Source organism: Streptomyces sp. NPDC022910, assembly GCF_055561075.1.
Window position 1 is genome coordinate 86616 of sequence record NZ_JBVHHL010000030.1, and the last position, 6418, is coordinate 93033.

Here is a 6418-nt window from a genome sequence, read left to right on the forward strand (position 1 = left end):
CGGCGGGCTGGTTGACGTACGGAGCATCAGCGGTGTTGTTGCCGGCGGTCTGAGAGGACCGGTGCCACGGCCTCTCATGGGCCACCTGACCTCGTGTACTTTCAACCCCTGTTGGCGCAGGCGTGGCAGAGCCGGAGGCGGGGGTGCCCCATGGAGGCGGGCAGTGCGGTGCCGAGCGACGCGGCGGTGGTCCGGGTCCTCGACGAGGCGGACCGGCCTGCCGGTGCCGGATTCCTGACGGCAGGACGTGATGTGCTGACATGCGCCCACGTGGTCGCCGCGGCCCTGGGGTTACCGGAGGACACCGTGGAGTGTCCGGGCGGCCGTGTCAGGCTCGACTTCCCGCTGGCGGCACGCGGCACGGTACTCGAAGCCCTGATCGAGCAGTGGGTGCCCACGCAGCCGGACGAGTCCGGGGACATCGCGGTCCTCCGGCTGCTCACCGATCCCCCGCCCGGTGCGGTGGCGGCACCGCTGGTGCAGAACGGAGCCGCACCGGGTCGCCAGGTACGTACCTTCGGCTTCCCCGAGGACTACGACGCCGGTGTCTGGAGCGTCGGGGTACTACGCGGCCGGCAGGCCACGGGATGGCTCCAGTACGACACGGACCCGGCCAGTCAGTATGAGGTCGGACGTGGCTTCTTATCTCCGGCGCCCGCCGGCGCCGGCTCACCGCCGCCGCGATCGCCGCGGTCATGATGCTGACGGCGGGCGCGGGCACCTGGGCGTGGCGGTACGGAGCGGAGGCGAACACGGCACGGCAGTCGGCGGCCGTGGCCGCGGGCGTCCTGGCACAGCAGTCACGGGATCTGGAGCACGGTACGGACCAAGGGGCCCAGTACAGCGCGCTCCTGCTCGCCCTGCGCGCCTATCGCACACAGGACAATCCCGACACGCGCGCGCTGCTCGGCGAGATGTACCGGCGCTTCGGCTCCGCCGACCTGCTGGTGCCGTCATACGAGCCGTCGGCGACGTCGATCCTGACGGGCGGCGGGCCAGCGGTAAGCGCCGACGGCCGGGTGGTCGCCTCGTGGACGGCCGACGGCAAGACGACCGTGTGGAGCATCGGGAGCGCCGTCAAGAAGAAGGTCATCGGCGAACCGGTCGACACCATGGCCGTCAGCCCCGACGGATCCTTGGTGGCGATGGTCAGGGCAGGCGACTCCCTGACGTCCTCGTCCACCGGCCCGGTGGACCCCCGGGGGCCGGCCGTCGAGCTCTACGACGTGCGGACGGAGCGGGTCGTGCGCCGGCTGGACCGCCCCGACCAGGGTGATCCGTTGCCGACCGTGCCCTCGGGCGGGCTCTCGCTGCCCAGCATCTCCGTGCCGCCGGGGACACGGTTCCCCACCCAGTACGCGCAGTTCGCCTTCGACCCCACGGGCAGGCGGTTGGTGGCACTGACCGGGATCATGGGCGGCCGGCTCATCGTCTGGGACGTGGCCAGCGGCCGCATCGAGAAGACCATGCCGGGCCCCGACGGGCAGGTCACCCGGCTGTCCTTCACCTCGGACGGACAGGCCCTGGTCGCCGTCGGCCAGAACTTCACGGGAGATACGTACGATTCGCTGGTCATGTCGGCGAAGACGTGGGATCTGCGCAAGCCGTCCCCCACGGGCCGGACGCTGTTCACGCTGGGCGGGCTGGACGGCGCGGCCCCTTTCGACATCAGCCCGGACGGAGCCGTGCTGACCGCGGCCACAATCCGGACGCAGGGATTCCATACGCACACCACCGTCACGACGTACGCGCTGCCCGGTGGCAAGCAACTCGCGCAGCGGCAACTGCCCGACGATCAGGCCGTCACCGGTGTCGCCGTCACCGCCGGGGGCTCGCGTATCGTGGCCTACCAGGCCCTCGTCGGCACCACACTGGGCGGTCGGCGCTCGGCGAAGCCCGGCATCGTCCAGGTGTCCACTCCCTGGCGGGCCCTGGCACTGCTCGGTCCGGACAGCGGCCCCACGGTGTTCCTCACCGACCAGCAGGGCATGAACGGCTTCGTGACACCCGCCGACGGCGACCCGGTCGGGGAGATCCCCGCACCCGCCGGCTCCGCTCCACCCGCTCCGGCCGAGCAGGCCCGGCGATGGATGGACCGGTTCTGCCGGATCCTGGGTGACGAGACGCTGCCGACCGCCGCCGAACAGAAGCTGCCCCCCGGGGCCTACCGCGGACCCCTGTGTTGACACCCGTATGGACACCTCGTCGGTCACCCATCGCGAAAGAGGAACGCATGCCTCAGCAGACCCAACTCATCCGCGTGCCGCTCGATGCCTCGGTGGACGGCGAGGACATCCAGGTGCTGCTGGAGACGGACCCCTCCACCTCCGGCATCGTGCGGGCGGCGCGTCCCGGTGACGTGGTGGCGACGGCCACCCAGACGCTGGACGAGAGCTTCGACCATGTCCGCGCTACGGCGGAGTCACTGGTGGGCCGGCTCACCAGGCTCCCCGTCCGGCCCAAGACGATCGAACTGGAGTTGGGGGTGAAGATCAGCGCAGAAGCGGGCGCCATCATCGCCAAGACGTCGGGTGAGGGAAACTTCCGCCTCAGACTGGTCTGGGAGAGGCCGGACGAGGCAGCGCCCACGGACGGCCAGGGTCCGTCTTCGAACGAGTCCTGACCAGAGCGGAATGACACGAGGGTGACCGCCGCCTCATAGGGAGCGGGCTCTTCCCCACGCCTGAATGACCACGGGGGGTTGACGCGACAACGGGGGTTGTCATTTTTCCGCACTCGGCCAGGGTGCCGATCGGCGCTTCGGCCGGATCGGCACCTCCCGGATCCTCCTAAGCCCCGGCTGTTGACCGATCCGGTCAGCCATCGCCCTCGGGGCTCAAGCGCAAAGAGATCGAGTTGATGCAGTACCGCTGGTCCGTCGGCGTCGGATAGCCCTCCCCCTCGAAGACGTGCCCGAGGTGCGATCCGCAGCGGGCGCATCGCACCTCGGTGCGGACCATCCCGTGCGAGCGGTCCTCCAGCAGTTCCACCGCGTCGGTGTCCTTCGGGTCGTAGAAGGACGGCCAGCCGCAGTGGGACTCGAACTTCGTGTCCGAGGTGAACAGTTCGGCGCCGCAGGCGCGACAGGAGTAGACGCCCTTGGTCTTGGTGTTCGTGTACTCACCCACGAAGGCGGGCTCCGTGCCGGCCTGACGCAGGACCGCATACTCCGCCGGGGTCAGCTCCGCGCGCCACTGCTCGTCCGGCTTCTCTACGTCGTACGACATGAAGGCCAACCCCTTACTTCTGTGCGAGACGGTGCAGAATCCGTGGGCCGAGGTCCGTGACGTCGCCCGCGCCCATGGTGAGAACGAGATCTCCCGGCTTCGCCATTCCCGCCACGACCGCGGGGACCTCCGCCTTGTCGTGGACGGCCTGCACGTCCGCGCCCGTCGCCCGGGCCGCCTCGATGATCAGCTCGCTCGTCACGCCGGGGATCGGGTCCTCGCGGGCCGGGTAGATGTCCAGCACGGCCGAGGCGTCCGCCAGGGCCAGCGCCTCGCCCATCTCCTTGCCCAGCTCCTGGGTGCGGGAGAAGAGGTGGGGCTGGAAGACCACCAGGATGCGGGCGTCCCCGGCCGCCGAACGCATCGCCTCCAGGTCGGCCGTCATCTCCGTCGGGTGGTGCGCGTACGAGTCGACGACCTGGACGCCGGCCTCCTCGCCCTTCAGCTGGAGACGGCGCTTCACGCCCGTGTACGCCGCCAGGGCCGGGGCCAGCTCCGCCGCCGGAACGCCCAGCGCGACGCCCGCCGCCAGCGCCGCCACGGCGTTGTGCGCGTAGTGGCGGCCGGGGACGGAGACCGTGAAGGTCAGCTCCGAACCGTCGAGGTCCACCGTCACCTGGCTCTTCAGGCCCTGCGGGGCGACGGAAAGGATACGGACGTCGGCGTCCTCGGACTCGCCGTACGTCACCGTCCTCACCGAGCCCGCAAGCCGCCGCGTCAGCTCGCACGCGCCCTCGTGGTCCGCCGCGACCACCAACGTGCCGCCGGGGACGATCCGGCCCGCGAAGGTCTGGAAGGACTCGTAGATCTCCTCCATGGACGCGTAGTTCGCATGGTGATCCAGCTCGACGTTGAGGACGATCGCGACCTCGGGCGCGTACTTGTGGAAGCTGCGGTCGCTTTCGTCGGCCTCGGCGACGAAGATCTCGCCCTCACCGTGCACGGCGTTGGATCCGGGGGCGTCCAGGTCACCGCCGATCGCGTACGACGGGGCGAGGCCCAGCTCCGTCAGGGAGACCGCCAGCATCGACGTCGTGGTCGTCTTGCCGTGGGTGCCGGCGACCGCGATCGGGCGCAGGCCGTCCATCAGCCGGGCCAGGGCGTCCGAGCGGTGGACCACGGGGATGCCCAGCTCCGCCGCCCGCGCCAGCTCCGGGTTGTCCGCCCGGATCGCGGAGGAGACGACGACGCAGGTGGCGTCGTCGGCGAGGTGCCCGGCCGCGTGACCGATGTGCACCGTGGCACCCAGCGCGCGCAGGGCCTCGGCGGTCGGCGAGTCCTTGGCGTCGCTGCCCGCCACCTTGGCGCCGCGCTGCGCGAGGATCTTCGCGATGCCCGACATTCCGGCGCCGCCGATGCCGATGAAGTGCGGTCGGTCCATGGCGGTGGGGAGGCCGGGTGCCATGCGTGTCTCCTGAGTGCTGGTACGGCGTGCGTTCAGCGCCCCAGCCTAAGCCGTGCCGCCGGTGATCCCGTACACCGACCGGTCACGGCGCCTTGCTGTGCGAGAACAGCTTCAGCACCGGCACGCCGACCTTGTGCCGGGCTCTCGACGCCCAGTCGCGATGGAAGAACTCCTCCACGTAGTGGGGGTCGGTCAGCACGATCACCTCGTCCGCGTCGACCTCCTCGACCAGCGTCTTGAGCGCGTCCAGGGGGTGGTCCTCGATGAGCCGCCCCTCCGCCTCGCTGCCCGCCGCGTGCAGCGCGGACAGGGAGACCTCCAGGGCCTGCTGCCCGAGGGCCGCGGCGTCCTTGCCCTCCGGGGTCTCCCGTTCGTGCGCCGCCTCGTCCAGCTCGCCGAGGGCGATGTCGTCGATGGCGCGCAGCAGGCGGTCCGCCTGGTCGCCGCGGGGCTGCAGCAGGACGTGGAAGGAGACCGGCTCGTCACCGTGCAATGTGGTGACGAACTCCACGTCGGCGGATGTGAGGGCCTTCTCGATCATCAGTACGCTCGTGAACACGACGGGCGCCCCTTCTTTTTCGAGTCCTACGAGGACCCCGAGGGGCCTCTCTCCTCCGCGGGGCTTCAAGGCCCTGCGGAAACCATCCTGCCCCGGGATCGCGCGGGGACTGCGAGATTTAGTGTGCCCGTCCGGCGTTAAACGGAACGAGTGATTCCACTACCCTCCCGCACCATGGGGGTGAACCGGGACAGAAGGGGCGTCGATCGGGGGCGCGGTGCTCCGCCCCACGGCGTCGGCTCCCGCACGGCCCGCGCGCACCGTGCCTCAGGTCCGGCGGTAGCGGCTGAAGAGGAATCCCTCCTCCTCCAGCAGCGACACGAGAGCGAACCGCCTGGGCACCGCCACCGAGGGGCCCCCGGCGATCCGCTGCGCGTCACCCGCCGTGAGCATCGGGGAGACCGTCAGGCACAGCTCGTCCAGCACCCCGGCCGCGATCAGCTGGCCCAGCAGGCGCGGCCCGCCCTCGGTCAGCAGCCGGGTCATGCCAAGATCCGCGAGGGCGCGTACGGCGCGAGCCGGGTCCACGCCCATGCCGTCCCCGGCGATCACCACCCGGGCGCCCGCCTTCTCGGCGGCGGCCACCCGCTCCGGCGCCGCCGCGGCCCCGGTCAGCACCAGCGTGGGCACCAGCGGCGAGGTGAACAGCGGCCACGAGAAGTCCAGCTCCAGGCTCGCGCTCACCACGGCGATCGCCGGCGCGGGCCCCTGCCCGGCAACCTTCCGCAGCGCCGCGAAGGCCTCCCGCTCGCGTGCCGGACGGTAGCCCTCCTGCCGTACCGTTTCGGCACCCACGATCACGACATCCGCGAGCCCCCGCAGCGTGCCGAAGATCCGCAGGTCGGCGGCGCCGGAGATGGGCTGGGAGCGCCCGTCGTGCTGGGCGGCCCCGTCCAGGGTGGAGACCATGTTGGCGCGCAGCCAGGGCTCCCGGCCGCCGGGTCCGGGCTCGGGATAGGCGTACGCCGCGGCCAGCTCCTCAAGTGTCCACTCGCGGTCGCGGTAGTCGCCGCCGGGCAGGTCGACCGAGGCCTCCCCGCCGTCCGGGGCCGTACCACCCGGCCGGGCCACTGTCTCGTCGGTCACAGGGAACAGGCGTCGCATGTCGTGCAGTGTGGCACGGCCTTTAGAGCAAGGCCATGAAGTTATGGGCTGATGGGTGCTGTCAACAGGATGTCGATGCTGATGGTGGCCTTGTAGGTGTGGCGGTCGACGCGCAGGCTCTTG

General features: G+C 71.0%; 7 protein-coding genes. 3 read left to right on the forward strand and 4 right to left on the reverse strand.

Translation table 11 applies throughout. From position 1 onward, the window contains the following. The first annotated feature begins 150 nt into the window (after window positions 1-150). From ACZ3TS_RS26285 to ACZ3TS_RS26295, 3 genes are read left to right on the forward strand one after another with little or no spacing between them, the layout of a single operon-like run. Window positions 151-699 carry a S1 family peptidase gene (locus ACZ3TS_RS26285; RefSeq protein ID WP_467622386.1) on the forward strand — a complete coding sequence of 183 codons (549 nt, stop codon included), beginning with the start codon at window positions 151-153 and terminating at the stop codon, window positions 697-699. Beyond that, the gene (locus ACZ3TS_RS26290) at window positions 696-2186 is read left to right on the forward strand and encodes a WD40 repeat domain-containing protein (protein ID WP_467622389.1); all 1491 of its coding nucleotides are present in this window, start codon (window positions 696-698) and stop codon (window positions 2184-2186) included. The genes ACZ3TS_RS26285 and ACZ3TS_RS26290 overlap by 4 nt, the downstream gene beginning before the upstream one ends. Window positions 2187-2233: 47 nt before the next feature. After that, complete coding sequence (locus ACZ3TS_RS26295) at window positions 2234-2623, forward strand: CU044_2847 family protein (RefSeq protein ID WP_467622392.1); 390 nt, start codon at window positions 2234-2236, stop codon at window positions 2621-2623. Between the two features lie 193 nt (window positions 2624-2816). Here the strand turns inward: ACZ3TS_RS26295 and msrB are convergent, their stop codons facing one another. The 4 genes from msrB to ACZ3TS_RS26315 form a co-directional block, all read right to left on the reverse strand. After that, window positions 2817-3227 (reverse strand): peptide-methionine (R)-S-oxide reductase MsrB, encoded by a 411-nt coding sequence (gene msrB, locus ACZ3TS_RS26300; RefSeq protein ID WP_467622394.1) that lies wholly within the window; start codon window positions 3225-3227, stop codon window positions 2817-2819. Window positions 3228-3240: 13 nt separating this feature from the next. Next, window positions 3241-4632 carry a UDP-N-acetylmuramate--L-alanine ligase gene (gene murC, locus ACZ3TS_RS26305; protein ID WP_467622397.1) on the reverse strand — a complete coding sequence of 464 codons (1392 nt, stop codon included), beginning with the start codon at window positions 4630-4632 and terminating at the stop codon, window positions 3241-3243. 82 nt (window positions 4633-4714) lie between these two features. Further along, the gene (locus ACZ3TS_RS26310; protein WP_467622400.1) at window positions 4715-5191 is read right to left on the reverse strand and encodes an indole-3-glycerol phosphate synthase; all 477 of its coding nucleotides are present in this window, start codon (window positions 5189-5191) and stop codon (window positions 4715-4717) included. A 267-nt stretch (window positions 5192-5458) separates the two neighbouring features. Continuing rightward, a complete protein-coding gene (locus ACZ3TS_RS26315) occupies window positions 5459-6295 on the reverse strand; it encodes a pyrimidine reductase family protein (protein ID WP_467622403.1) in 837 nt (278 codons plus the stop codon). Between the last annotated feature and the right edge of the window lie 123 nt (window positions 6296-6418).